This is a genomic window from Avibacterium endocarditidis, from assembly GCF_965138825.1.
Taxonomy (GTDB): domain Bacteria; phylum Pseudomonadota; class Gammaproteobacteria; order Enterobacterales; family Pasteurellaceae; genus Avibacterium; species Avibacterium endocarditidis.
Genome location: NZ_CBCSDH010000001.1, coordinates 125,933 through 150,111, shown reverse-complemented (window position 1 = coordinate 150,111; position 24,179 = coordinate 125,933). Strand labels below are relative to the sequence as shown.

Annotated in this window: 23 protein-coding genes; 18 read left to right on the top strand and 5 right to left on the bottom strand. The window is 42.7% G+C overall.

Translation table 11 applies throughout. The features are described 5' to 3' along the window. Window positions 1-179 precede the first annotated feature (179 nt). Window positions 180-896 (top strand): DNA/RNA nuclease SfsA, encoded by a 717-nt coding sequence (gene sfsA, locus ACNAV8_RS00700; RefSeq protein WP_415777028.1) that lies wholly within the window; start codon window positions 180-182, stop codon window positions 894-896. A gap of 170 nt (window positions 897-1,066) precedes the next feature. On the opposite strand, the gene ACNAV8_RS00695 is transcribed toward sfsA, so the two are convergent. Further along, a complete protein-coding gene (locus tag ACNAV8_RS00695) occupies window positions 1,067-2,020 on the bottom strand; it encodes a GlxA family transcriptional regulator (RefSeq protein WP_103853204.1) in 954 nt (317 codons plus the stop codon). A 108-nt stretch (window positions 2,021-2,128) separates the two neighbouring features. Here ACNAV8_RS00695 and ACNAV8_RS00690 point away from each other — a divergent pair, with 108 nt between their 5' ends. After that, window positions 2,129-2,983: an MBL fold metallo-hydrolase gene (locus tag ACNAV8_RS00690; RefSeq protein WP_103853205.1), complete on the top strand. Its 855-nt coding sequence runs from the start codon at window positions 2,129-2,131 to the stop codon at window positions 2,981-2,983. A gap of 231 nt (window positions 2,984-3,214) precedes the next feature. Then, window positions 3,215-3,406: a hypothetical protein gene (locus tag ACNAV8_RS00685; protein WP_208107154.1), complete on the top strand. Its 192-nt coding sequence runs from the start codon at window positions 3,215-3,217 to the stop codon at window positions 3,404-3,406. A 120-nt stretch (window positions 3,407-3,526) separates the two neighbouring features. Here ACNAV8_RS00685 and ACNAV8_RS00680 read toward each other — a convergent pair whose 3' ends face one another. From ACNAV8_RS00680 to ACNAV8_RS00670, 3 genes are all read right to left on the bottom strand, one after another. Continuing rightward, on the bottom strand, window positions 3,527-4,213 hold the full coding sequence (locus tag ACNAV8_RS00680; protein WP_103855945.1) for an alpha/beta hydrolase: 687 nt from the start codon (window positions 4,211-4,213) through the stop codon (window positions 3,527-3,529). A 157-nt stretch (window positions 4,214-4,370) separates the two neighbouring features. Then, window positions 4,371-5,066 carry a GNAT family N-acetyltransferase gene (locus ACNAV8_RS00675; protein ID WP_103855946.1) on the bottom strand — a complete coding sequence of 232 codons (696 nt, stop codon included), beginning with the start codon at window positions 5,064-5,066 and terminating at the stop codon, window positions 4,371-4,373. Window positions 5,067-5,349: 283 nt separating this feature from the next. Continuing rightward, entirely contained in the window at window positions 5,350-6,978 is a 1,629-nt protein-coding gene (locus ACNAV8_RS00670; protein WP_415777027.1) for a sulfatase family protein, read from the bottom strand. Between the two features lie 299 nt (window positions 6,979-7,277). Between ACNAV8_RS00670 and tyrS the strand changes: the two genes are divergently transcribed. The 11 genes from tyrS (at window position 7,278) to hflX (ending at window position 18,357) form a co-directional block, all read left to right on the top strand. Further along, the gene (gene tyrS / locus ACNAV8_RS00665) at window positions 7,278-8,477 is read left to right on the top strand and encodes a tyrosine--tRNA ligase (RefSeq protein WP_103853208.1); all 1,200 of its coding nucleotides are present in this window, start codon (window positions 7,278-7,280) and stop codon (window positions 8,475-8,477) included. A 175-nt stretch (window positions 8,478-8,652) separates the two neighbouring features. Beyond that, the gene (locus ACNAV8_RS00660; RefSeq protein WP_330933406.1) at window positions 8,653-9,582 is read left to right on the top strand and encodes an aminoimidazole riboside kinase; all 930 of its coding nucleotides are present in this window, start codon (window positions 8,653-8,655) and stop codon (window positions 9,580-9,582) included. An 11-nt stretch (window positions 9,583-9,593) separates the two neighbouring features. After that, entirely contained in the window at window positions 9,594-11,045 is a 1,452-nt protein-coding gene (locus ACNAV8_RS00655) for a glycoside hydrolase family 32 protein (RefSeq protein WP_103854895.1), read from the top strand. 60 nt (window positions 11,046-11,105) lie between these two features. Continuing rightward, on the top strand, window positions 11,106-11,354 hold the full coding sequence (locus ACNAV8_RS00650; RefSeq protein ID WP_103853211.1) for a type II toxin-antitoxin system HicA family toxin: 249 nt from the start codon (window positions 11,106-11,108) through the stop codon (window positions 11,352-11,354). Next, entirely contained in the window at window positions 11,351-11,692 is a 342-nt protein-coding gene (locus ACNAV8_RS00645) for a type II toxin-antitoxin system HicB family antitoxin (RefSeq protein WP_103853212.1), read from the top strand. Before ACNAV8_RS00650 ends, ACNAV8_RS00645 begins: the two co-directional genes overlap by 4 nt. Window positions 11,693-11,786: 94 nt before the next feature. Further along, the gene (gene tsaE, locus ACNAV8_RS00640) at window positions 11,787-12,263 is read left to right on the top strand and encodes a tRNA (adenosine(37)-N6)-threonylcarbamoyltransferase complex ATPase subunit type 1 TsaE (protein WP_103853213.1); all 477 of its coding nucleotides are present in this window, start codon (window positions 11,787-11,789) and stop codon (window positions 12,261-12,263) included. Between the two features lie 51 nt (window positions 12,264-12,314). Continuing rightward, window positions 12,315-13,643, top strand: coding sequence for an N-acetylmuramoyl-L-alanine amidase (locus ACNAV8_RS00635; RefSeq protein ID WP_103854896.1), 1,329 nt, complete (start codon window positions 12,315-12,317; stop codon window positions 13,641-13,643). A gap of 22 nt (window positions 13,644-13,665) precedes the next feature. After that, the gene (gene mutL, locus ACNAV8_RS00630) at window positions 13,666-15,639 is read left to right on the top strand and encodes a DNA mismatch repair endonuclease MutL (protein WP_103854897.1); all 1,974 of its coding nucleotides are present in this window, start codon (window positions 13,666-13,668) and stop codon (window positions 15,637-15,639) included. Then, entirely contained in the window at window positions 15,639-16,565 is a 927-nt protein-coding gene (miaA, locus tag ACNAV8_RS00625; protein ID WP_103854898.1) for a tRNA (adenosine(37)-N6)-dimethylallyltransferase MiaA, read from the top strand. Before mutL ends, miaA begins: the two co-directional genes overlap by 1 nt. A gap of 104 nt (window positions 16,566-16,669) precedes the next feature. Further along, entirely contained in the window at window positions 16,670-16,963 is a 294-nt protein-coding gene (gene hfq, locus ACNAV8_RS00620) for an RNA chaperone Hfq (protein WP_330933400.1), read from the top strand. 2 nt (window positions 16,964-16,965) lie between these two features. Beyond that, the gene (gene hflX, locus ACNAV8_RS00615) at window positions 16,966-18,357 is read left to right on the top strand and encodes a ribosome rescue GTPase HflX (protein WP_415777026.1); all 1,392 of its coding nucleotides are present in this window, start codon (window positions 16,966-16,968) and stop codon (window positions 18,355-18,357) included. A gap of 21 nt (window positions 18,358-18,378) precedes the next feature. Here hflX and ACNAV8_RS00610 read toward each other — a convergent pair whose 3' ends face one another. Next, the gene (locus ACNAV8_RS00610; protein ID WP_415777025.1) at window positions 18,379-19,323 is read right to left on the bottom strand and encodes a sigma 54-interacting transcriptional regulator; all 945 of its coding nucleotides are present in this window, start codon (window positions 19,321-19,323) and stop codon (window positions 18,379-18,381) included. A 192-nt stretch (window positions 19,324-19,515) separates the two neighbouring features. Here ACNAV8_RS00610 and ACNAV8_RS00605 point away from each other — a divergent pair, with 192 nt between their 5' ends. From ACNAV8_RS00605 to ACNAV8_RS00590, 4 genes are all read left to right on the top strand, one after another. Next, window positions 19,516-20,280, top strand: coding sequence for an ABC transporter ATP-binding protein (locus ACNAV8_RS00605; RefSeq protein WP_103854899.1), 765 nt, complete (start codon window positions 19,516-19,518; stop codon window positions 20,278-20,280). A 9-nt stretch (window positions 20,281-20,289) separates the two neighbouring features. Next, the gene (locus ACNAV8_RS00600) at window positions 20,290-21,156 is read left to right on the top strand and encodes an ABC transporter substrate-binding protein (protein ID WP_103854900.1); all 867 of its coding nucleotides are present in this window, start codon (window positions 20,290-20,292) and stop codon (window positions 21,154-21,156) included. Further along, window positions 21,150-23,075 (top strand): Fe(3+)-hydroxamate ABC transporter permease FhuB, encoded by a 1,926-nt coding sequence (gene fhuB / locus ACNAV8_RS00595; protein WP_103854901.1) that lies wholly within the window; start codon window positions 21,150-21,152, stop codon window positions 23,073-23,075. The genes ACNAV8_RS00600 and fhuB overlap by 7 nt, the downstream gene beginning before the upstream one ends. A 245-nt stretch (window positions 23,076-23,320) precedes the next feature. Then, a complete protein-coding gene (locus tag ACNAV8_RS00590; RefSeq protein WP_035687185.1) occupies window positions 23,321-24,118 on the top strand; it encodes a DUF4198 domain-containing protein in 798 nt (265 codons plus the stop codon). Window positions 24,119-24,179 lie beyond the last annotated feature (61 nt).

Genomic DNA, 24,179 nt, shown 5'->3' with positions numbered 1-24,179 from the left:
ATACAAAAAGATTTTGCAAATTTCATTGAAAAAATTTACCTATAAATCAAATTTTTAAAAATCATCTAAAAAAGCCATAGAATCAATAATTAAAAACGAATAAAAAAGCACCGCACTTTACTTTTTCATAATTTTACAAAATGATACACTTCCCTTTTTAATCGAAACAGGAACACAAAATGCAATTACCCGCACTTCAATCCGCCACACTGATACGCCGTTACAAACGTTTTTTAGCCGATGTAGAACTAGCGAATGGTGAAGTTCTCACCATTCACTGTGCCAACACAGGGGCAATGACAGGCTGTGGCGAAAAAGGCGATACCATTTGGTATTCAATCTCCGACAGCAAAACCCGTAAATATCCCCATTCGTGGGAACTCACCCAGCTCAAAAATGGACAAATGGTGTGCATTAACACGCACCGCTCCAATCAGCTCACCTTTGAAGCCTTGCAAAATAAGCAAATCAAAGAATTAGCCGCATACAGTGAAATTCTGCCAGAAATGAAATATGGCGAAGAAAACAGCCGCATTGATTTTTTGCTCAAAGGCGAAGGCTTGCCCGATTGCTATGTTGAAGTGAAATCCGTCACGCTCGTAAAAGGCAATCTCGGAATGTTCCCTGATGCAGTAACAACCCGCGGGCAAAAACACTTGCGTGAATTAATGGCGATGAAAAAGCTGGGACATAGAGCGGTGATTTTTTTCGCAGGATTGCACAACGGTTTCGATCGCTTCAAAGTAGCAGAATATATCGATCCCGAATATGCGAAACTACTCAAACAAGCCATTAAAGAAGGCGTGGAAGTTTATGCCTACGCAGGGGAATTTGAATTTTCTCAACAAATTCCTACCGCACTTTCTCTTACAAATTCAGTACCTTACATCGAATAACAAAATTTGTTGAGAATTATTTGCATTTATCTATTGACTTCCTATTTGAGAACTATTATCATCTAATCATTCAAACAATAATAGATAATCACTCCAACACTTTAGTGCCTCTCCCCCCACAGAAAGAGGCACTTTTTTTGTGTGTGAAATTGACAAGTGCGGTACTTTTTTCACAATTTTTCCTTAAATCTTCTCCGCCAAAGGCTTGGGCTAATTTGATGTTTTTTCTTGAAATGTTGGCGAAAGGCGGTGGCAGAATGAAATCCCACTTGAGCCGCAAGGCGTTCAATTTCTAAATCTGTGCTTTCTAATAAAATGCGTGCTTGTTGCAAGCGAATTTCAATCAACCATTCTGTAAACGCCATTCCTGTGGCTTGGCGAAAATGACGGGTAAAGGTGCTACGGCTCATATTTAAACGCTGAGCAAGATCATTAATGCAATAATCCTGCGTCAAATTTTGCTGAATATGCTGCAATAATTCATTGATATTTTCACTGGCAGATTTTCTTGCCACAGGGCGTTCGATAAACTGTGCCTGCCCACCTTCTCGGTGTGGTGAGATCACCAACATTCGAGCCAACTGATTGGCTATTTTCACCCCATAAATCCGCCGCACAATGGCTAAACAGCAATCTAGCCCTGCCGCCGTGCCTGCTGAAGTCATCACCTTACCGTCTTCCACATAAATCGCTTGAATATCCAAATTTACGTTTGGAAAACGCTGACGAAAAGCCGCCTCCCCTAGCCAATGGGTTGTGGCACGTTTGCCGTTTAACACGCCACTGTATGCCAATGGAAACGCACCGTAACATAGCCCCACTAATAACGCGCCACGCTCCAAGGCACTTTGCAAGGCGTTCTGCATTGCTAAGCTAGGCGGTTGGGTTAAATCGTGCCAACCAAAATGAACGATAACATCAGCTGTTTCCAACAAGGATAAATCCCCATCAGCAGGCACAAAAATGCCCTTTTCGCCATAGCAACTTTGGGTATTTTCTGCCACGATTTTCACTTTGAATAAGGGAGCTTCGCCAATATTTAGCGAAAAAACCATATTCGGAATGGCAAATTGAAAGGGATTAAAGTTAGGGTATAAAACCAAAGCAACAACAGGTGCGGTCATATTTTTCTCGATTTTTGAGTCAATCTTTTCGTTATATGAATAATAAGCCAATATTTTTGATTTAGCAAAATAGCGATAATGGCATTTTTCATCAACAAAGGAAATTTTATGAAGATTAAACACTTATTTTCTAGCTTTTTACTTAGCGCCGTATTGGCAACTAACGCTTTGGCGCAAGATGTCTATCAACATATTCGCAATGCCACCGCTAAGCTCACTTATGCGGGCGAAACCTTTTTAATCGACCCAATGCTTGCCAAAAAAGGCACTTATGAAGGTTTTGAAGGCACGCTCAACAGCCAAAAGCGTAATCCATTGATTGAGTTACCTATGCCTGCTGAAGACGTGTTCAAAGGCGTGTCTGCGGTGGTGGTTACTCATACCCATTTAGATCACTGGGATCCTGTGGCACAACAAATCTTACCGAAAAATTTGCCTATCATCGTACAAAATCAAGCCGATGCAAAACTCATTAAAGATCAAGGGTTTAAAGATGTTCGCGTGCTAGATGAAAGCCTAAAAATCGGCAAAGTAACGCTACACAAAACAGGGGGCGCACACGGCACGCCTGAAATGTATGCCGTTGCCCCATTGGGTAAGCTCTTAGGCGATGCAATGGGTGTGGTATTCACCGCCAAAGATCACAAAACTCTCTATATTTTGGGCGATACACTGTGGACGGCAGATGTAAACAAAGCCTTAATCAATTACAACCCTGATGTGTTAGTGATGAATACAGGTGATGCGCGCGTTAATGCCTTTCCAAATAACGGCATTATTATGAGCAAAGAAGACGTGGCTCACGCTTACCAAGCTGTGCCAAATGCCAAAATCATTGCGGTGCATATGGATTCAGTCAATCACACTGCGGTAAGCCGTAAAGATTTACGTGAATTTATCGCCAAAGAAAAATTAACCGATCGCGTTAGTGTGCCAAATGATGGTGAGAACATCGCATTCTAAAAAATATTGAAAAAAATTACCGCACTTTGAGCTACTTTGGGAAACCATTCAAAGTGCGGTCAAAATTTCACAAATTTTCCCCTATTCCACATCACTTTCTTTAAACCATTGCGCTAAATATTCCAGCAAGGCGGCTGCGCTGGGCAATAGGCTTTTCCTTGACGGATAAACTGCGTGGATCATTCCGCTCGGTAAATGATAAGGCTCGGCAAGGGCAATGTTGAGTTGGTTATGCTGTATTTCTTTGCGTACGGAAATATAAGGCTATGCGCTGAAATCCAACAAACTTGGAATCGTCCTGATGCAGAAAAATGGGCAGAAGCTTATCAAGCCGTTTTCCCTGAATATCAACTATTAATCGAAAGCTATCAAAAAGCCCGTGAAGTTGAGAAAAACCACGAAGTTTTAGATTCTGAAAAATAACTTTTTAATGAGTGTGTTTTTTATTTTATACCGCCTAATTTTAGGCGGTATTTTTTTGAAAAAATCACCGCACTTTGATGTTATTTTACTGACTCAAAGTGCGGGGATTTTTCCTTGATTTTATGCCATTGTCGCGGCATCTAAAATCAGTTGCGTTACCGCTTCGGCTTGCGACATTAGCGAAGCGTGGCTTGCATCAAGGCTGATAATTTTACGTGGGGAAATACGTTCCGCCATCATTTTTTGGTTAGCCGGAGAGATCATTCTATCTTGCGTAGAAATTTGGTAAAAACTTGGTTTCACCTTCCAAGCGGCTTGGCTGACGGTATCCGCAAAAGTGGAAGCTAATGGGGCTTTTTGTGTAATCGCCATTGGGTACGCTTCGTCCTCGCTCACATCTTGGCAAAAACTTTGCTGATAACGACTGCGGTCAATCCATAAATAACCATCACTATCGCCAACAATGGCAGAAAATGCTTCAGGTGGATTTTGTTGACTAATTCCGCCCGCACTTTCACCCACTTCAGGAGCAAAGGCGGCGATATAAACTAAAGCTTTCACATTAGGTAAATCGCCCATTTCTGTGATCACTTTACCCCCATAAGAATGCCCTACCAGCACCACTGGCTTCTGAATTTGTGCCACCATTTTGCGTGTACGCGCTGCATCATCAGCTAATGAAGTGAGCGGATTTTCTACCGCATACACATCAAAATACCCCTGTGCTTTCAATGCGTTAATCACGTTATTCCAATGGCTTGCACCGCCCCAAAAACCGTGTACTAAAACAATTGCAGGTTTTTCCATTTTTTACTCCTAAGTTTACATAAAGTTTATGATAAATTTTGTGCAATCATACGCTCATCATAAGCAAAAACAATAGGTAAAAATAGGGTCATCTCTCTAAATTCAATAGGCTTTACCAATAAGAAATAACAAAGTGCGGTCAAAATTTGGCAAATTTTTAGCAGTCATTTAATGCGCGTAATTGATTGCCTGTGGCATCAAAATTATCAGCCGAAAGCCAGCGTTGGAACTTAGGTTTCATTGCCTGCCATTCTTCTTGCAACATTGAAAACCACGCCGTATCGCGATTACGCCCTTTATACACCAGCGCACGCCTAAAAACCCCCTCAAATTGAAAGCCAAGGCGCTTCGCCGCATTGAAAGACGGCTGATTTAGACTATCACATTTCCATTCGTAACGGCGATATTGTAGGGTTTCAAACACATATTGCATTGCTAAAAATTGGGCTTCGGTTGCAACACGGGAATGTTTAAGGCTTTCTGAATAAATCACCCAGCCCATTTCGATAGTACGATTTTTCGTATCAATGCGCATTAGAGAAAATGTCCCTACCACTTTTTTGCTCGCCTTATCAATAATCGCCAAATAATAGGGATCTGACAGGCTTTCCCATTGTTGCAAAAGTTGCCGTGCGGCTTGTTCGTTAGGTTGTGCATCAATAGACAAATAAGTCCATTGGCTTTCAGGGCTATTTGGCCCAAAAAAATCATAAATATCGCTAAAATGACGAGATACACAAAGCCGTTCCAAACGACAATATTGCCCTTCTAACGTTTGAATATTCGGCAACTCTCCCACTGTAAAATCTGCAATAAGTTCACCGATAGGCTGACCGAGATGGTTAATTGGCATTGTACTCCCTCATAAAAATAGGCGTAACACCTGTAATAATTGATATACTTGATGTTAAAGCTTTAAATGCTAATTTCAATACAGCTGTCGTACTGCATAATGACTTGTTTTATTGCACGACCTCTGGTTGTGATAATACTGTCGATAGCCTGAAAACTTTCAATTAAGCCAGTTAAAAAATCTTTCAATTAATACCGCACTTTTAAAAAGTGCGGTGTTTTTTTAGCTTTTTTGTATAACTGTGGAATGTCAAAACAACACTCAGCCATACAGCATTATGATATTACTTATCCACCACAAGTACACTTTTACTCAAACGTAATTGTTTCTGTAATTCAAGCGTTACCTTATGTGCTTTCTCCCAATCTTTCTTCGTTAGTAATGGGCGAATTTCCCGTAAATAAATTTCGGTACTTGTTTCCCCTGTATGATGTTCGTACCCCAATGAATGGCTACGCCAACGTTGAGGATCAATTAACACATCTTGAGAATAAAAAGGATCAGAATTATTTTGGATATGTTTGTCTAATTTCGCACGTAATTCCCGCTTAATCTCTCGGTAATTTGGATCATTTGCTAAATTACGTGTTTCGCCGCGATCATTGACCATATCATAGAGTTCTTCTTCCTCGTCCTCTTTGTAAAGCACATATTTAAACTCATTCGTTCTTAACATTCGTGCTGGTTGAAGATCAAGATTTCGATCCGTATTCCAATGGGCAACAACATATTCTCGCCACGCTTCGGTCGGTTTATTTTGTAATAACGGTAACAAGGAACGCCCATAAATCGGATTAGGAACGGTTAACCCTACATAATCACAAAGTGTTGGCAATAAATCACATAAGGATACCAGCTCTTTTTTATGCTGATTTTTTTGAATATCTGGCCCGAGGAAGGTAAAAGGTACATTCATCGCTTCTTCATAAAACCAATTCATTTTTGTAACAAGCCGATGCGCCCCCATTGCGTCGCCGTGATCAGAGAAAAAGACAATGAGCGTATCATCATAAAGCCCGTTTTCTTTCAATGCATTAATGACTTGCCCAATATAATTATCCGCAAGTTCTGTATAGTAATAATAAGCTTTAAGATATTGTTGAAAATTCTTTTCATTCCATTTGCCTGCCTGTTTTACTCTTGTATGAGTACAGCAAGCATATTGAACCGCTTTTGGTCGATTAATTAAATCTGATTTTGTATCAAAATTATCTAAAAGCTCAGGCAATTCGCCGATCCCTTCAATATCGCCGTGTTCTCCTGCAAATTTTCCTACCCAGCCGTTAATATTATGCGGATTATTGAATTCAACCGCTAATAAAAATGGTTTTTTCTCTTTTCGTTGATTCAAACGATTAATAAATTTTAAGCTTTCCTCTAAGCAATATACATCTTCTTTAGTGTCATAATTCACAGGAAAAGCGGGTTCAGCGGGAAAATCTTTTTCAATTTGTTCCGCACTAATAAAACCTCTCAACGCACCGTGATCATGGCGTTTTCCAAAATGGTAGCATTCATAGCCCGCCTCACTAAAAATAGATCCCACGGTTGCCAAAGTTTCAGGAATATCCGCATTATCATTGGCAACAACTCCCGTATGATGAGGTAAACATCCTGTCCAAAAGCTCGAGCGCGAAGGCGCACATAGCGGATAACTACAATAAGCATTCTCAAAACTGACACCTTGAGCCATTAACGCATCAATATTCGGCGTTTTTACGACCTTATTTCCATATCCCCCAACCGCACGTTTAGCTAGCTGATCAGCGGTAATAATGACAATATTTTTAGCATTTAATAATTTTTCGCCTTCATTACTACAGGTATCCTTAGCCATAGTTTCTGGCATTACCACCATACCAGCAGAACCTAATGCGACATTACGAATAAATTTTCTACGTGTAATACTCATCGTTCCTCCAAGATATTTAAGTGAAACCCTGTAGAGAATGATATGACACTTTTCATTTTAAAACTGTGAAATAGCTCACACAAAATAAAACATAAAATTATTTTTTTTGAAAAAATGATTCAAAAAATACTTTAATACGATGCAGTAACATCATCTTCTTTTAATAACACTATGGCTATACTTTTGCTACAAAGATTTCAACGACACGTCTTTATTTCATAGATTTCATTTGAATATTGTTTTTTCCTATCTATAATAATGAAATTCAAGAAAATAATTTACACATATAGGATACCTCAATGACTGATCTTTCACCTTTGCTTGCCGAGCAGCTTGCTGAGCTTAAACGCGGCACAGATCAACTTTTTTCAGAACAAGATTTAATCGAAAAACTTAAAGAAAACCGTCCGTTACGCATTAAATTAGGGGCTGATCCAACTGCACCCGACATTCATTTAGGGCATACGGTGGTGTTAAATAAATTGCGTCAATTCCAAAATTTTGGTCATCACGTGATGTTTTTGATCGGGGATTTCACCGCCACCGTGGGCGATCCATCGGGTAAAAACGCAACCCGCCCGCCACTTTCTCGCGAAGATGTGTTACGCAATGCGGAAACCTATAAAGAGCAAATTTTCAAAATCCTTGATCCTGAAAAAACAGAAATCGTGTTCAACTCTGATTGGTTAGGACAATTAGGCACGGTAGGAATGATCCGCCTTGCCTCCAATTACACCGTGGCGCGTATGCTTGAGCGTGATGATTTCAAAAAGCGTTTTAGCAATAATCAGCCGATTGCAATTCACGAATTTATCTATCCATTATTACAAGGCCACGATTCCGTGCATTTGAAAGCCGATGTGGAATTAGGTGGCACAGACCAAACGTTCAATTTGCTGATCGGGCGTGAACTGCAAAAATCAGACGGTCAAAAACCGCAAGTCGCCATCACCTTGCCACTGCTTGTGGGCTTAGACGGCGAGAAAAAAATGTCGAAATCTCTCGGCAACTACATCGGCGTAACGGAAGCACCTAATGAAATGTTCGGCAAAATTATGTCGATTTCTGATGAATTAATGTGGGATTGGTACGACTTGCTTTCTTTCCGTCCACTCAGCGAAATTGCTCAGTTCAAACAAGAAGTAGCAGAAGGACGCAACCCGCGTGATATTAAGGTGTTATTAGCGAAAGAAATCACTGCTCGCTTCCACTCCGAAGCCGAGGCAGACGCCGCAGAACAGGCGTTCATTAACCGTTTCCAAAAAGGGGCGATCCCAGATGAAATACCAGAATTTACTTTTGAAGGGGAAATCGGCTTGGCAAACCTGTTAAAAGAAGCAGGCTTAGTGAGCTCAACTTCAGAAGCCATTCGTATGGTAAACCAAGGTGGGGTGAAAATTGACGGTGAAAAAGTTGAAGATGCGAAAGCTGTGATTTCAGCATCCACTGCGGTGTATCAAGTGGGCAAACGCAAATTTGCACGCGTTACCGTGAAATAAAAGTTGAATGTTAGGCGTATGAAAATACGCCTTCTTTTTACCAGCAAGCTAAATGGATTTTGCAAGTCATTGAAAGATCAGCAACATTTCCATATAAAAATACAGTGTAATAAAACGTAAAATAAAAGTGCGGTAAAAAAATTAGCCATTTTTAATATTATCAATAGGTGGAATTATGTCAGAAAAAATTTGGGTATTAGGCGATGCGGTGGTGGATTTAATCCCCGATGGCGAACAACATTATTTACGCTGTGCCGGTGGCGCGCCAGCCAATGTGTCAGTGGGCGTAGCACGGCTCGGCGGTGAAAGCGGTTTTATCGGCAAAGTGGGCAAAGATCCTTTGGGCGAATTTATGCAACAAACCTTGCAGCAAGAAAAGGTGGATACCACGTTTATGACCTTAGATCCCGCGCAACGCACTTCTACCGTGGTGGTTGGATTAGATCAAGGTGAACGCAGCTTTACCTTTATGGTTAATCCAAGTGCGGATCAATTTTTGCAAGTTTCTGAATTACCAACCTTTTCGCAAAGGCAATGGTTGCACTGCTGTTCCATTGCATTAATCAACGATCCTTCCCGCACGGCAACCTTCACCGCGATGAAAAATATTCGTCAGGCGAAAGGTTATGTGTCTTTCGATCCCAATTTGCGTGAAAGCCTATGGCAAAGCCTTGATGAAATGCGGCAGGTGGTAATGCAAGCGGTGGCTTTAGCTGATGTGCTGAAATTTTCGGAAGAAGAACTCACTTTCCTAACGCAAACCGACAGCCTTGAAAAAGCCTTTGAAAAAATCACCGCACTTTATCCGCAAAAGCTGATTATCGTTACCCTAGGCAAAGAAGGGGCGCTTTATCATTTCAATGGCACAAAAGAAATTGTAGCAGGCAAAGCGTTACAACCTGTGGATACCACGGGCGCAGGCGATGCCTTTGTGGGTGGTTTATTAGCAGGGCTTTCGCAAAATCCTGATTGGCACAGCAATCACGAAACGCTCGTGAAAATCTTACGCCAAGCCAACGCCTGCGGTGCGTTAGCCACCACAGCAAAAGGCGCGATGTCTGCCCTACCGAACCACGAACAATTACAAGCGTTTTTAAGCGAATAAGGAGAACGCCAATGATCATTTTCAATGAAGGGAAATACAAAAGCCTTTATGCTGCAGAGCAAGGGGAGCTAGAAAAAATCGCTCAAACCGTGGCGCAAGATCAGGATTTTCGCCCTGTTTATCATCTTGCACCACCAACGGGCCTGCTTAACGATCCGAACGGTTTGATTTTTGATGGCGAAAAATATCATCTTTTCTATCAATGGTATCCCTTTGATGCCCTACATGGAATGAAACATTGGCAGCATTTCATCACGCAAGATTTCCAACAATTTAGCCAAGCAGATTTGCTTGTGCCTTGCGAATTATATGAAAGCCACGGCTGCTATTCAGGCGGTGCGGTGTTAATTGATGACAACATCGCGGTGTTCTACACAGGCAATACCAGACGCCCAAGCGATAATCAGCGCGTGCCTTATCAAAATCTGGCAATTTTCAGCAAAGACGGAAAATTATTAAGCAAGCGCCCGCTTATCGAACAAGCGCCACAAGGCTACACCGAACACGTTCGCGATCCCAAACCGTTTCTCACCAAAGACGGCAAAATTCGCTTTATCTGCGGTGCGCAACGGGAAAATCTCACCGGTACAGCGCTCGTGTTTGAAATGGATAATTTAGCCGGCACCCCACGTTTATTAGGCGAACTTGCCCTACCCGCTTTCGATAATCAAGGCGTGTTTATGTGGGAATGCCCTGACTTATCGCAAATGGGCGATAAATCGCTCTTTATTTGGTCGCCACAGGGCAAAGCGCGTGAGCGCGAGCAATATCAAAATAATTACCACGCGGTTTATGCCTTGGGTAATCTTGATGATCGCCAATTCCACGCAGAACAGATTGCAGAACTGGATCAAGGCTTTGATTTCTATGCGCCACAAACCTTTTCTGGCACACAAACAATGCTGTTCGGCTGGGTGGGATTGCCTGATTTAAGCTACCCTACGGATCTCTACAAATGGCATTCGATGCTTTCAATGCCACGTCAATTACGCTTACAAAACGGCAAAATCTATCAGCAACCGATTGAAAATATTTATAAAAATCTCACCGCACTTCAATCTATTACGGTTGAAAAAGAGGCTGTGATTGCAGATTTAGATCGTGCTTATCTCAAATTTGATGCAAACGCCCAACCGTTCAGCCTGAAATTCTTTAATAATGCACAAAATCAGCATTTAACCCTAAGTTATGACGGCAAGTTGCTCTGCCTAGATCGCAGTCAAACGGAACAAACAGATTCAATACAGGCATTAGGCGAAAAACGCTATTGTGAAATCAAAAACTTACACCAAGTGGAAATTTTCTTCGATCGCTCCGTGGCTGAAATTTTTCTCAATAACGGCGAAAAAGCAATGACCTCACGCTTTTTCATCTGCACGAGAGAAAATCAACTTTGTACAGATAAACCGCTTACATTACAGGTGGGGTATCCAAAGAAAATTGAGGTTGATTATACAAAATAGCAAATAGATCTGTTTTTTTTAATTTGTGTAACTATAATTAGTATCAAAAAAGTAGGGTAAATGGGGAAATCTGAAAAATTATTAGAAAAATTAGCTAACGCTAAAAATACCTTTATTTGGACAGATTTACTCACCTTATTAGCTCGGTTAGGCTATGAAAAACGTGAAATGGCTGGCTCTCGCGTTAGATTTTACAACGCAGAGCTTGATCACTTAATCTTGTTACATAAACCGCACCCTGAAAATTACATCAAAGGTGGGGCGTTAAAATCAGTTAAAGAGGGATTAAAAGGAGTGGGATTACTATGACATTACTCAAATACAAAGGCTATGTCGGCACTATAGAAGCAGATTTAGAAAATAATGTGCTATTTGGCAAATTGGCATATATCCGAGATGTGGTTACCTACGAAGCAGAAACCTTGCCACAATTAGAGAAAGAATTTCAAACTTCTGTGGATCTGTATTTACAAGATTGCCAAGAACTTGGGCGAACGCCTGACAAACCTTTCAAAGGCGTATTTAATGTGAGAATTAGCGAAGAACTTCACCGTAATGCCGTGTTGGCTGCGGGCGATCTGAGCTTGAATGCCTTTGTTGCCGAAGCAATTAAAGAAAAAGTAGAGCGTGCTGGCATTACAAATTAATACAATCTCGTATCATTTCCCCTACAAAATACAATAAAAGTGCGGTACAATTCCGCACTATTTTTATCTAAAATTAGCCAATCACCGAGAAAATATGGAACAGTTTAATCAATATATTCCTGATGAAATCACAATGTGTCGCTTTGGAGCGAAATTAATGCAAATTGTTAGCCAAATGGCGACAGAAAAAGGCATTGTGATTTATTTAAACGGTGATCTTGGCGCAGGGAAAACCACCCTAAGCCGTGGAATGATCCAAGGGTTAGGCTATGAAGGTAAGGTGAAAAGCCCAACTTACACCTTGGTGGAAGAATATCATTTAGCGGGAAAATCCATTTATCATTTTGATTTATATCGTTTAAGTGATCCCGAAGAATTAGAATTTATGGGCATTCGTGATTATTTTAATGCGCAAAGTATTTGCCTAATTGAATGGTCTGAAAAAGGGCGTGGTTTACTTGCTGAGCCTGATTTGATCATTCAAATTGATTATGTTGATGATGCACGCAATCTCACTTTGCACGCCAAAAGCAAGCAAGGCGAGCAGATTATTCAACAGCTCATCGCATAAACTGATTGATAATACCATTTAACCTAAGCTATTTTTTTGTGAAGTTTTAGAATGAGAAACCTTTACCGATTTATTTACCTTTTTTTCTTATGCGGATTTGTCGCCGTTTCAAACGCTTTCGCCAATGTTTGGACGATCGCCATTGACCCCGGACACGGCGGAAAAGATCCCGGTGCAATTAGCCGTACCCAACACATTTATGAAAAAAATGTAACGCTTTCTATTGCGCGAGAACTTAAAGCCTTGTTGGATAAAGATCCCAATTTCCGCGCGGTACTAACGCGCAAAGGCGATTATTATATTTCTGTGCCAGAACGCTCAGAGATTGCACGCAAATATAAAGCGAATTATCTGGTTTCCATTCACGCCGATTCGTCTGTTTCCCCTGATTTACGCGGTGCGTCCGTGTGGGTGCTATCCAACCGCCGCGCCAACAGCGAAATGGGGCAATGGTTGGAAGATCATGAAAAGCGTTCTGAGTTATTAGGCGGCGCAGGTTCGGTGCTAGCTTCACATAAAGAGAAATATTTAGATCAAACAGTGCTAGATTTACAATTTGGCCATAGCCAACGTGTGGGCTATGAGCTTGGTTCGATTGTATTGCGCCGTTTTGCCAAAATCACCACCTTAAGCCGCAGCACGCCACAACACGCTAGCCTTGGCGTGCTACGTTCTCCTGATATTCCATCGATTTTGGTGGAAACAGGCTTTTTATCCAACCCTGATGAAGAGAAAAAACTCAACTCACTGGCTTATCGTAAAAAATTGGCGATGGTGATTTATGAAAGTTTGGTGGATTTCCGCCGCCGTTATGTGAAAAGTGACATTAATGTAGCCAAGACGCCTACGGTGAAAGAAAGTGCGGTCAAAAACTCAAACGAAAAATCACAAACGCAAATTAAAGATAGCGGACTTCGTCATAAAGTTAAAAATGGCGAAAGCCTTGGTGGATTAGCAACTAAATATAATGTAAAAATGAGCGATATTATTGCCTTAAACAAGCTCAAGCGCCATGAATTATGGATTGGTGAAACCATCAAAATTCCTGACAATGGCAAAAATAGCAAAGCTGCAACAAGTAAAGCCGAGCCGAAAAATAGTAAAACAACAAGCAAAACAGAAAACAAAAAAGCAGATAATAAAAAGACAGATAAGTCAAAAACCGATAACAAAAAAGCGGATAAAACTGCAAACAAAAATACCAAAACCGAGAATAACGGAAAAGACAAAACTCCGCCGAAATTCCATACAGTGAAAAAAGATCAAACCCTGTATGCGATTTCGCGTGAATATAATATTCCTGTGCCAACGCTGTTAAAACTCAATCCAAAATTGAAAAACGGCAAAGTGCAAACAGGACAAAAAATTCAGCTACGTTAGGGCTGTTGATATAGGAACGCCAATGCCAATTCAAATTCTGCCACCGCAACTTGCTAACCAAATCGCTGCCGGCGAGGTGGTGGAACGCCCTGCATCTGTGGTGAAAGAATTAGTGGAAAACAGCCTTGATGCGGGCGCGAATAAAATCCAAGTAGATATTGAAAACGGCGGTGCAAGCCTAATCCGTATTCGCGACAACGGCACAGGTATTCCGAAAGACGAACTTTCCCTTGCTCTTGCACGCCACGCCACCAGCAAAATTGCGAGCATTGAAGATTTAGAAGCCATTCTAAGTTTAGGCTTTCGTGGCGAGGCATTAGCAAGTATTAGCTCAGTTTCACGCCTTACGCTCACCTCGCGCACGGAAAAGCAAAAAGAAGCTTGGCAGGTTTACGCTCAGGGGCGAGAAATGGAAACCACTATCAAGCCAGCTTCTCACCCTGTTGGCACCACCGTTGAAGTTGCCAATTTATTTTTTAATACGCCTGCTAGACGTAAATTTTTACGCACCGATAAAACAGAATTTTCTCATATTGATGAAGTGATCCGCCGCATCGCGCTTGCAAAACCGCATATTGCTTTCACGCTTACGCATAATGGCAAAATCGTGCGTCAATACAAAAGTGCGGTGGATTTTTCGCAAAAATTAAAGCGTATTGCTGCCATTTGTGGCGATGAGTTTATTGCTCACGCCCTGCATATTGATTGGAAACACGATGATTTGCACCTTTCTGGTTGGGTGGCTGAACCGCATTTTAAGCGTTCGCAAAACGATCTCACTTATTGCTATGTGAATGGGCGAATGGTGCGCGATAAAGTAATCACCCACGCCATTCGTCAGGCCTATGCGGATTATTTAGGCGCGGAAGAATACCCTGCTTATATTCTATTTATTGATCTCAACCCTAACGAAGTGGACGTGAACGTTCACCCCACCAAGCACGAAGTGCGTTTCCAGCAAGCCCGTTTGGTACACGATTTTATTTATCAGGGTGTACAAAATGCCTTACAGACCAGTTTTGAATTAGGGCGTAATGAGATTGCTATGCAGCAAATGTCGTCCCCTGAAACCGCTACACAACGAGAAGAAAATACTTTCCAAGTGCAAGAGCCACAAGGCTTATGGCAGCCTAATCAGGGTTCGGTAAACCGTGCAGCAGCAGGAAGAAATATTTTTCAGCCAATGCCTGATTATTCAGAACGGAATGAGCAGAACACGGTGGGAAAAAGCACGGCAGAAAAAAATACGCCAAAAGCGTCAAAAGAAAGTACGGTAGAAAGTGCGGTAGAAAAATCAGCAAAATTTACACCGCACTTTGAGCATTACACCAAAACGCCTGCGGTATCCCAAAAGGAACGCCAAGCCTATGGTGAATTGCTACAAACAGGGGAATTGCAACAAAGCACGCAAACGGCTGCACCGAATAAAATTCAATCTGCGCCTGAAATGCCCCTTGCGCAATCTAACCATATGCTACGCACCTTAGCCTTAGTGGAAAATAAGGCCTTGTTATTGCAACAAAATCAGCAATTTTATCTGTTGCCAATTAAAAAATTACAACAAACGCATATTCAATTAAGCCTGCAGCAAAATAATGTGCCGCAGCAAGCGTTGCTGATCCCCATAATGTTTCGCTTAGACACGGAACAACAAGCCCATTGGCAGCAACAAAAAGCGTTCTTTGTGCAAGCAGGTTTTGATTTTAATGAAAATCTTGCCCAACATCGCATTAGTTTAACCAAAGTGCCGAGCTGTTTGCGTCAGCAAAATTTACAACAATGTGTGGGCAATCTGCTCAATCAAAATGTGGATAATTTCACCCAATTTTTAACCGCACTTTGTCAACAACTGGATTATGTAAATATTGAAATTTTCAGTGATGCAGTAAATTTGCTCAGCGAAACCGAACAACTAGCTCAGCAACAAACGAAATTTGATTTATCCCAATTATTTATCGCCATTGATTGGCAACCTTATTTACAGCAGGAACAATAATGTCAGCCAAACCTCGCGCGATTTTCTTAATGGGGCCAACGGCCTCAGGCAAAACAGACTTAGCGATCAAATTACGCCAACATTTCCCGGTGGAAGTGATCAGCGTGGATTCAGCCTTAATTTATCGTGGAATGGATATTGGCACGGCAAAACCCAATGCGGAAGAACTAACACTCGCCCCGCACCGTTTGATTGATATTAAAGATCCGAGCGAAAGCTATTCTGCGGCAAATTTTCGTCAAGATGCGTTGCGTGAAATGGCGGACATCACGGCGCAAGGCAAAATTCCTTTGTTAGTGGGCGGCACTATGCTCTATTACAAAGCCTTGCTTGAAGGGCTTTCACCGCTGCCATCGGCAGATGAAAATTTACGTCAAGAAATTGAGCAAAAAGCCGCACAAATCGGTTGGAATGGCTTGCATCAAGAGCTGGCAAAAATTGACCCTGTTTCTGCACAACGCATTAATCCGAACGATAGCCAAAGGATCAACCGCGCGCTGGAAGTGTTTTATCTCACAGGGAAATCACTCACCGAACTCACCGAACAAAAAGGCGAAGCGCTGCCTTATGAGATCACGCAATTTGCTATTGCCCCACAGGATCGTCAAATTTTGCACCAACGCATTGAACAGCGTTTTCATAAAATGATTGCGCAAGGCTTTCAGCAAGAAGTGGAAAAACTCTATCAGCGTGGCGATTTGCACGCGGACTTGCCGTCCATTCGCTGTGTGGGCTATCGTCAAATGTGGGAATATTTGCAAGGCGATTATGATCACGATGAAATGGTTTTTCGTGGCATTTGTGCGACACGGCAGTTGGCGAAACGGCAAATTACTTGGCTACGCGGTTGGAAATCACCCATCACTTGGCTTGATAGTTTAGCGCCAGAAAAATCCTTCCAGCAAATGACGCAAACGTTAAAATAATTAAATCTCAGTGATGACAACAGGCGTGATTATTGCTATATTGAGCCACGGAGACGATTTTTGTTCCCATAATACCCTATAACTAATATAAGAAGGAAAAAAAGATGGCAAAAGGACAATCATTACAAGATCCTTATTTAAACGCATTGCGTCGCGAACGCATTCCTGTGTCAATTTATTTGGTGAATGGCATTAAATTACAAGGACAAATTGAATCATTCGATCAATTTGTTATTTTATTAAAAAACACAGTAAATCAAATGGTTTACAAGCACGCTATTTCTACGGTTGTGCCAGCTCGTGCGGTTTCTCATCACAATAACCAAGCTCACCAACAACAGCACAATGCAAACCAAGAAGTTGTTGCAGAAGCAGCCTCAGACGCACAAGCTGAATAATTTTGGATAATCCAACCTTTTCAAGCTTATTAGAACAAAGCACAATAGAAAAAAGTGCGGTAGAAAATTTAGACGAAATTTCCACCGCACTTTCGCCTTTTTCTCAATCTCTCTCATCACCAAATACACCTCAAGATCGCGGCATTATTGTGCAAGCGTTTTTTTCTGCGGATAAAAATCTGGACGATTTGGCTGAATTTCAACTTTTAGCAGAATCCGCTCAGGTGGAGATTGCCACCATAATCACCACCAGCCGTGCCACACCGCAAGCGAAGTATTTTATCGGTCAGGGCAAAGCGGAAGAAATTGCCCAAGCAGTAAAAGATCACAACGCCAATGTGATTTTGGTGAATCATTGCCTTACACCAGCGCAAACGCGAAATTTAGAAAGCCTTTGTGAATGTCGCGTGGTGGATCGCACGGGATTGATTTTAGATATTTTTGCCCAGCGTGCGCGATCTCACGAAGGGAAATTACAAGTAGAGCTAGCTCAGTTAAAACATCTTGCCACTCGTTTAGTACGGCGTAAAACAGGCTTAGATCAGCAAAAAGGCGCGGTAGGCTTGCGTGGCCCGGGGGAAACGCAACTAGAAAGCGATCGCCGTTTGATCAAAGTTCGCCTTGCTCAGTTGCAAAATCGCTTGAATAAAGTGGAAAAACAGCGCAATCAAAATCGTCAAACCAGAAAGAAAGCGGATATTCCAACCATTTCCTTGGTGGGCTATACCAATGCAGGCAAATCCACGCTGTTTAATTTGCTCACCAATGCAGAGGTTTATGCCGCGGATCAGCTTTTCGCTACCCTTGATCCCACCCTACGCCGCCTAAGCATTCCCGATATTGGCGCAACGATTTTGGCGGATACCGTAGGCTTTATCCGAGATCTGCCACACGATTTGGTTTCAGCCTTTAAATCCACGCTACAAGAAACCACGGAAGCCAGTTTGTTGTTGCACATTGTAGATTGTGCCGATGCGCGAAAAGAGGAAAATATCCACGCGGTAAATGAAGTTCTGCAAGAAATCAATGCGGCTCAAGTGCCGACTTTGCTGGTTTATAACAAAATTGATCAAGTGGAAAACCTTGCGCCACATATTGAATATGATGAGCAAAATCGCCCTGTTGCAGTGTATATTTCCGCCCATTTGCAACAAGGCATTGCCCTACTATTTGATGCCATTCGACAAAAATTAAGCAAAAGCATTGTGCAACTACAGCTTTGCTTGCCGCCGCAAGCGGGCAAAATTCGCCATTGGTTGTATGAAATGGATTGTATCCGTGAAGAAAAAATCAGTGATCAAGGGGAATTTTTGCTGAAGGTGAATATCGAACAAAGCGAATGGCAAAAATTATTGAAAAAACAACCGCACTTATCAGGCTATATAAGCAAATAAACAAAGCCTTTCTGCGGCTTGCTATTTCCCAATGCCGTATTGTTTTAATTTATTGGCGATGGCGGTGTGTGAAACGCCTAACCTGGAAGCCAGCTTTCTAGTGCTTGGATATTCTTCATAAAATTTCTGCAGCACCATTGCTTCAAAATTATTCATAATTTCATCAAGGGTTTGATTGCCAAATTGTTCAATGCTTGGCAACGGAATTTCTTGTTCCACCAAGTGTAAATCGGCAATAGTCAGCTGATTATTTTCAGCCAATGAACAAGCACGGTACAAGGCGTTGTGCAACTCCCGCACGTTGCCTGCCCAAGTGTAATGGGTAAGATAATTAAGAAAGGCTTCATCAAAGTGCGGTGCAGAAATGCCCAATTCTTGGCTGATTTGCTGAACAAACATTGCTGTTAGCTGTGGAATATCTTCTTTACGCCCACGCAGTGGGGGAATGGTTAAACTCAGCACATTCAAGCGATGAAATAAATCTTCGCGCATTTTGCCTTTTTCCACATAATGGCTAAGGGGAATTTGCGAAGTGCAAATCACGCGCACATCAGCATAATGCTCTTTTTCCTCGCCTACGCGGCGAAACGTGCCATCATTCAAGAAACGCAACAATTTTGCCTGTAAGCTCAGTGGCAATTCCGCCACGCTATCAAGCAACACCGTGCCGCCGTTGGCATATTCAAAAAAGCCTTGGCTTTCCGCTTGTGCATTGGCGCGTCCAAACATTTCGCTTTCGGCATCTTCACTTGGTAGCCCCGCGCAATTCACCGCAATAAATTGATTTTCTCGCCGCGGACTATAAAAATGACAGGCTTTCGCAATGAGATCTTTGCCTGTTCCCGTTTCACCTTGAATCAACAAAGGCGCGTCTAGCAAGGCAAATTTTTTGGCTTTTTCCACCACTTCTTGCATTTTGTGGCTTTGCGTAACCACCTGTGAAAAAAGATCTTTTTCTGCTGACATTGCTTGCTCTCCACGCCATTTTTTGATGAAACTGGCAAGTATTGTAAACTTTTCCGTAAAAATGGAAAGAAAAATTTACAATTTTAATCGTCTTTTAAGATACCCATTTATTTTTAAGAATACATCTATTGAAATGATAACGGTTATCAATTAAAATCCACTACCTTTATTTTATTCGCCGTAGGAAATCTTGTGTTTGAATTAGATTCAGTGTCTTTTGCGTTACCTGAAAAAGTGTTGTTGCAGCCTATTTCACTGCAATTCGGCACGGGAAAAATCTATGGCATTATTGGGCCAAATGGTTCGGGTAAATCTACCCTGATTAAACTCTTAGCGCGTCAGCAATTTTCTTCGAGCGGCACGTTGCATTTCGCTAATCAACCTATTCAGCAATGGAAAAACAAAGCCTTTGCCCGTGAAGTGGCCTATTTGCCGCAATATTTGCCGAACGCACAAAATTTAACGGTAAAAGGGCTGCTACAAATGGGGCGCTATGCGTGGAATGGGCTGTTAGGGCGCAATCCTAAACAAGATGAGCAAGCCATTCAAAATGCCCTTGAGTGGACAAATATGCAAGGCTATGCCGATCAATTTGTGGATACCCTTTCAGGCGGTGAACGTTCTCGCGTCTGGCTTGCAATGTTGTTGGCACAGCAAAGCCGCTTTTTATTATTAGATGAACCTTTGGCGGCATTGGATATTGCCCATCAAGTGGAAGTGATGCAGCTGATTCAAAAACTGGTGAAGCAGCTCAATTTAGGCGTGATTATTGTGATTCACGACATCAATCTTGCCGCACGTTTTTGTGATGAACTCATCGCCTTACAATCAGGCAAATTATTAATGCAAGGCACGCCACAAGAGATTATGACTCCACAAGCCCTTGAGCAAATTTATCATATTGATCTGCAAGTGCTATCCCACCCTGTGGATCAGGTTCCTGTGGCGTTCTTTTAGGGGGCAATAATGAAAAAATATGCTTACTTATTGCACGCCCTTTGGCTTATTGTTACTTTGCCGGCATTAGCAACACCAAAGGTTGCCACCTTAGATTGGACGATCACCGAAACCTTGCTCGGACTAGGCGTAACGCCCGTTGCCGTAGGCGATAAACAAAGCTATCAAAACTGGGTGAGCGAACCTGCGTTACCACAAAGTGCGGTGGATTTAGGCACAAGATTACAACCTAATAAAGAATTATTGGCACAACTCGATATTGAAATTTTCCCCAATAGCGATATGTATTTCGCCACCGCACAAGCCAATTTGCCTTATTTATCCCACGTAAAAAACTTGGATCTCGTTAATTTCTACCAAGCAGGCGATTTCTGGCAAAATCAACTTCAAGCAACACGCCAACTTGCCAATGTGGTAGGTGTGGATTCCACGCCGTTAATTCATCAAACCGAAACCCTTTTTGCCGCACAAAAAGCCTTACTCCCCCCATTTCAAGCACGCCCGTTGTTAATTGTACAATTTATTGATGGTCGTCATTTGCGTGTTTACGGCAAACAAAGTCTGCCCGGTGTGGTGCTAACCCAACTTGGGCTACAAAATGCGTGGCAAGAAGCAGTAAATTTATGGGGATTTAGCCAAATTAGCCTAAATCAGCTTGCACAATTCCCCCACGCAAAATTAGTGATCATCAAGCCTTATCCGCAAAATGTGCCACAAGAACTGACGAGTAATAGCCTATGGCAAGCCTTGCCTTTAGCGAAAGATCCCTTGATTTTACCCGCTATTTGGACATTCGGTGCGTTGCCCTCTGCTCAGCGTTTAGCCCTTGCCTTAAGCCAAGGGTTACGTCAGCCACAAGGGGAAAGCCAATGGTAAAAATTCGTTTAATGCCAAACCTTGGGCTGATTGCACTGGCGTTATTTGCGTTGCTACTTTGGCAACAGCCCGAACAAAGTGAAACCAGCCAACTGCTGATTTTCAATTTCACTTTGCCGCGTGTGCTAATGGCAATCTTAGCAGGGGCGAGCCTAGGTGTGGCTTCGCTATTATTACAGCAGATTATGAATAATTCGCTGGCTTCCGATAGCACCCTTGCAGTGAGCGGTGGCGCACAATTCTCCCTGTTTCTGGCTACCCTGTTTTTACCAAATTTATTGCAATTTGGCACCACGCCGATTGCCTTTATTGGGGCATTATTCGCCTTAGGCTTAGTGCTATTACTGGCGTGGCGACAAATGCTTTCGCCGTTGTTGATCGTGCTTGCAGGGCTAGTGGTGAGTTTTTATCTTGGGGCGTTTTCTTCCCTTTTAATGCTTTTTTACCCTGAAGAAAGCCGTGGCTTGCTCGTGTGGGGCAGCGGCTCACTGGTACAAGAAAGCTGGTATGACAGCCTAACCCTGCTGCCGTTACTCGCCCCTGCCATTGTTGGCATCGTGCTACTTAGCCCAGCGTTGCAAATTCTGCAATTACAAGAAAGTAACGCACAAAGTTTAGGCGTGAATGTGAAAAGAATCCGCCTGCTCGGTGTGTTGCTTGCCGCTTATTTGGTCGCTATTATCGTCAGCCGCGTAGGAATGATCGCCTTTATTGGCTTAGCCGCCACCACCATTGCACGCCAATACCATAGTGCGGATTTCCGAACTTTATTGTGGCGAAGTGCCTATTTTTCGGGCGTGCTGTTATTGATCGCTGATTTAACCTTGCAACTGATCGAAAAACAATGGGGCGTAGGCTTGCCGACTGGCTCGGTTACCGCATTATTCGGTACGCCGTTGCTGTTGTGGCTAGTGTTTCGTCATCGCCAACAATATGGACGAGTGGTGGACAGTTCACCCCTTGGGCAAAATGCGTGGAAAAAAACATCATCAAAAAGCACCGCACTTTATTTACCGCTGTTTTTGGCTGCCGCGTTAGGCTGTTCTTTATTTTTAGCTCAAGGTGTAAACGGCTGGCAAGTTTACTTAGATCAAAGCCTGTTCAACTTGCGTTTCCCACGCCTTGCCTATGCCCTTTGTGCAGGCATAATGCTCGCTTTGGCGGGAACGATCTTACAACGCTTAAGCCGCAATCCAATGGCAAGCCCTGAATTACTGGGTATTACTTCCGGCGTGAGCTTTGGCGTGTTATTAGCGATTTTTGTTGCAGGGGCGAGCGTACTTAGCCAATATGTGTTATGGGGGGCGTTGGGAGCATTATTGATCTTAGGATTAATCTGGCTTATCAACCGCCGCAACGGCTTGCAACCTGATCAGGTGTTGCTCACAGGAATTAGCATTTCCGCCTTATTTGACGCCGTGCAACGCATTCTTATCGCTAGCGGCGATCCTCGCGCGTGGCAATTATTAAGCTGGGGATCGGGTTCAACCTATTACGCCAGCAATGATGTGGCAATCCCAATGCTGATTATCGCAGCGGTACTTTTCGCCTTGAGCTTTATTTTTGTTCGCTGGCTAGATTTACTCAGCTTAAATAGCGTAGTGGCTCAATCCCTTGGGGTGAACCTTGTACAATCGCGTAGCATTTTGTTTTTATTTGCCATCTTACTCACCTTGCTCGCCACTTTAATTGTGGGATCGCTTAGTTTTATCGGCTTGCTTGCCCCTCATTTGGCATACAGCCTTGGCTTCCGCCACAGCAAAAGCCAACTGTTGGCGGCAGGCTTATTAGGAGCAACGGTGATGATTATGGCAGATTGGCTCGGGCGACAGTTGTTGTTCCCTTACGAAATCCCGGCGGGCTTGGTTGCCACCTTGCTCGGTGGAACGTATTTTTTATGGCTGATGAAAAAAATCTAGCCATCGGCTTGACGGGAAAAGGCGTGCGTAAGCCTTGTTTTGCTGAACGTATCGGCTTCGCTCAATGAAATTCGCTGTAATGCAAGATATTGTTCCAAAAGCTAAAAAGTTATCGCCGTTTGCTTTCAACGGTTGAAATTGAACGGCAATATGGCGGAATTTTACACCGCACTTTGAAAATAGAGGTAGAAAAGTGCGGTCAGAAAATTCCACGTTTTTTTTATTTACAAAATAGGAGACATCAAATGAAAAAACTCACTCATCTCGCCTTAGTATGTGGCTTGGCGTTCCCTCTGGCAGGGCAAGCACACGATTTATGGGCATATGCACAACAAGCGGAAGCGGGCAAAGATTTGCTTGCGGTGCTTGGCTATGGCGATCGTTTTCCTGAAGGGGAAAAAATTGCTGAGGGGCGTTTAAATATTTTAAATCCGCTGGTGTTGCACAGTGCGGACGGCAAAAGCACTACCCTCACCCAAAAGGGCGAAAATTTTCACTATGTAACCACCAGCCCGTTGGCGAAAGCGGAATACAAAATTTCGGGCAGCTATAAACCGACATTTTGGTCGAAAAATGACAACGGCTGGAAGCGTGAAAATCTCACTCAAATGAAAGATGCCAATTACTGCGAAGAATCCAGTATGTTCGCTTCAACCTATGTAAACACGGGCGTTGATGTGAGCGACTTTGCCATTGCCCCAGTGGGATTACCGTTGGAAATTGTGCCATTGGTTGATCCAACCACGCTAAGCCCGATGGAAGTCTTCCCTGTGCAAGTGTTGTATCAAGGTCAGCCCGCAAAAGGCGTGAGCGTGATCGGCACGACCAACGAATTTACCAAACTTGATGAAAAAGCCGTTTACGATCACCGTGAACCGCAAGCTTTCTCTGGCAAAACGGACGCTCAAGGCAAGGTGAATTTCATTCCTGCCTTAGCGGGGACTTGGAAAATCAAGGCAATTTATGAAATGGATTACCCAGATCAAAAAGTGTGCCAAAAACGTAAACTTTATAGCACTTATACTTTTAAAGTGAACAAATAATTTTATTTTCGTGGGGCGGAAACGCCCCTTATTTAAGCTGTAACTTGTAGTAAATTAAGGA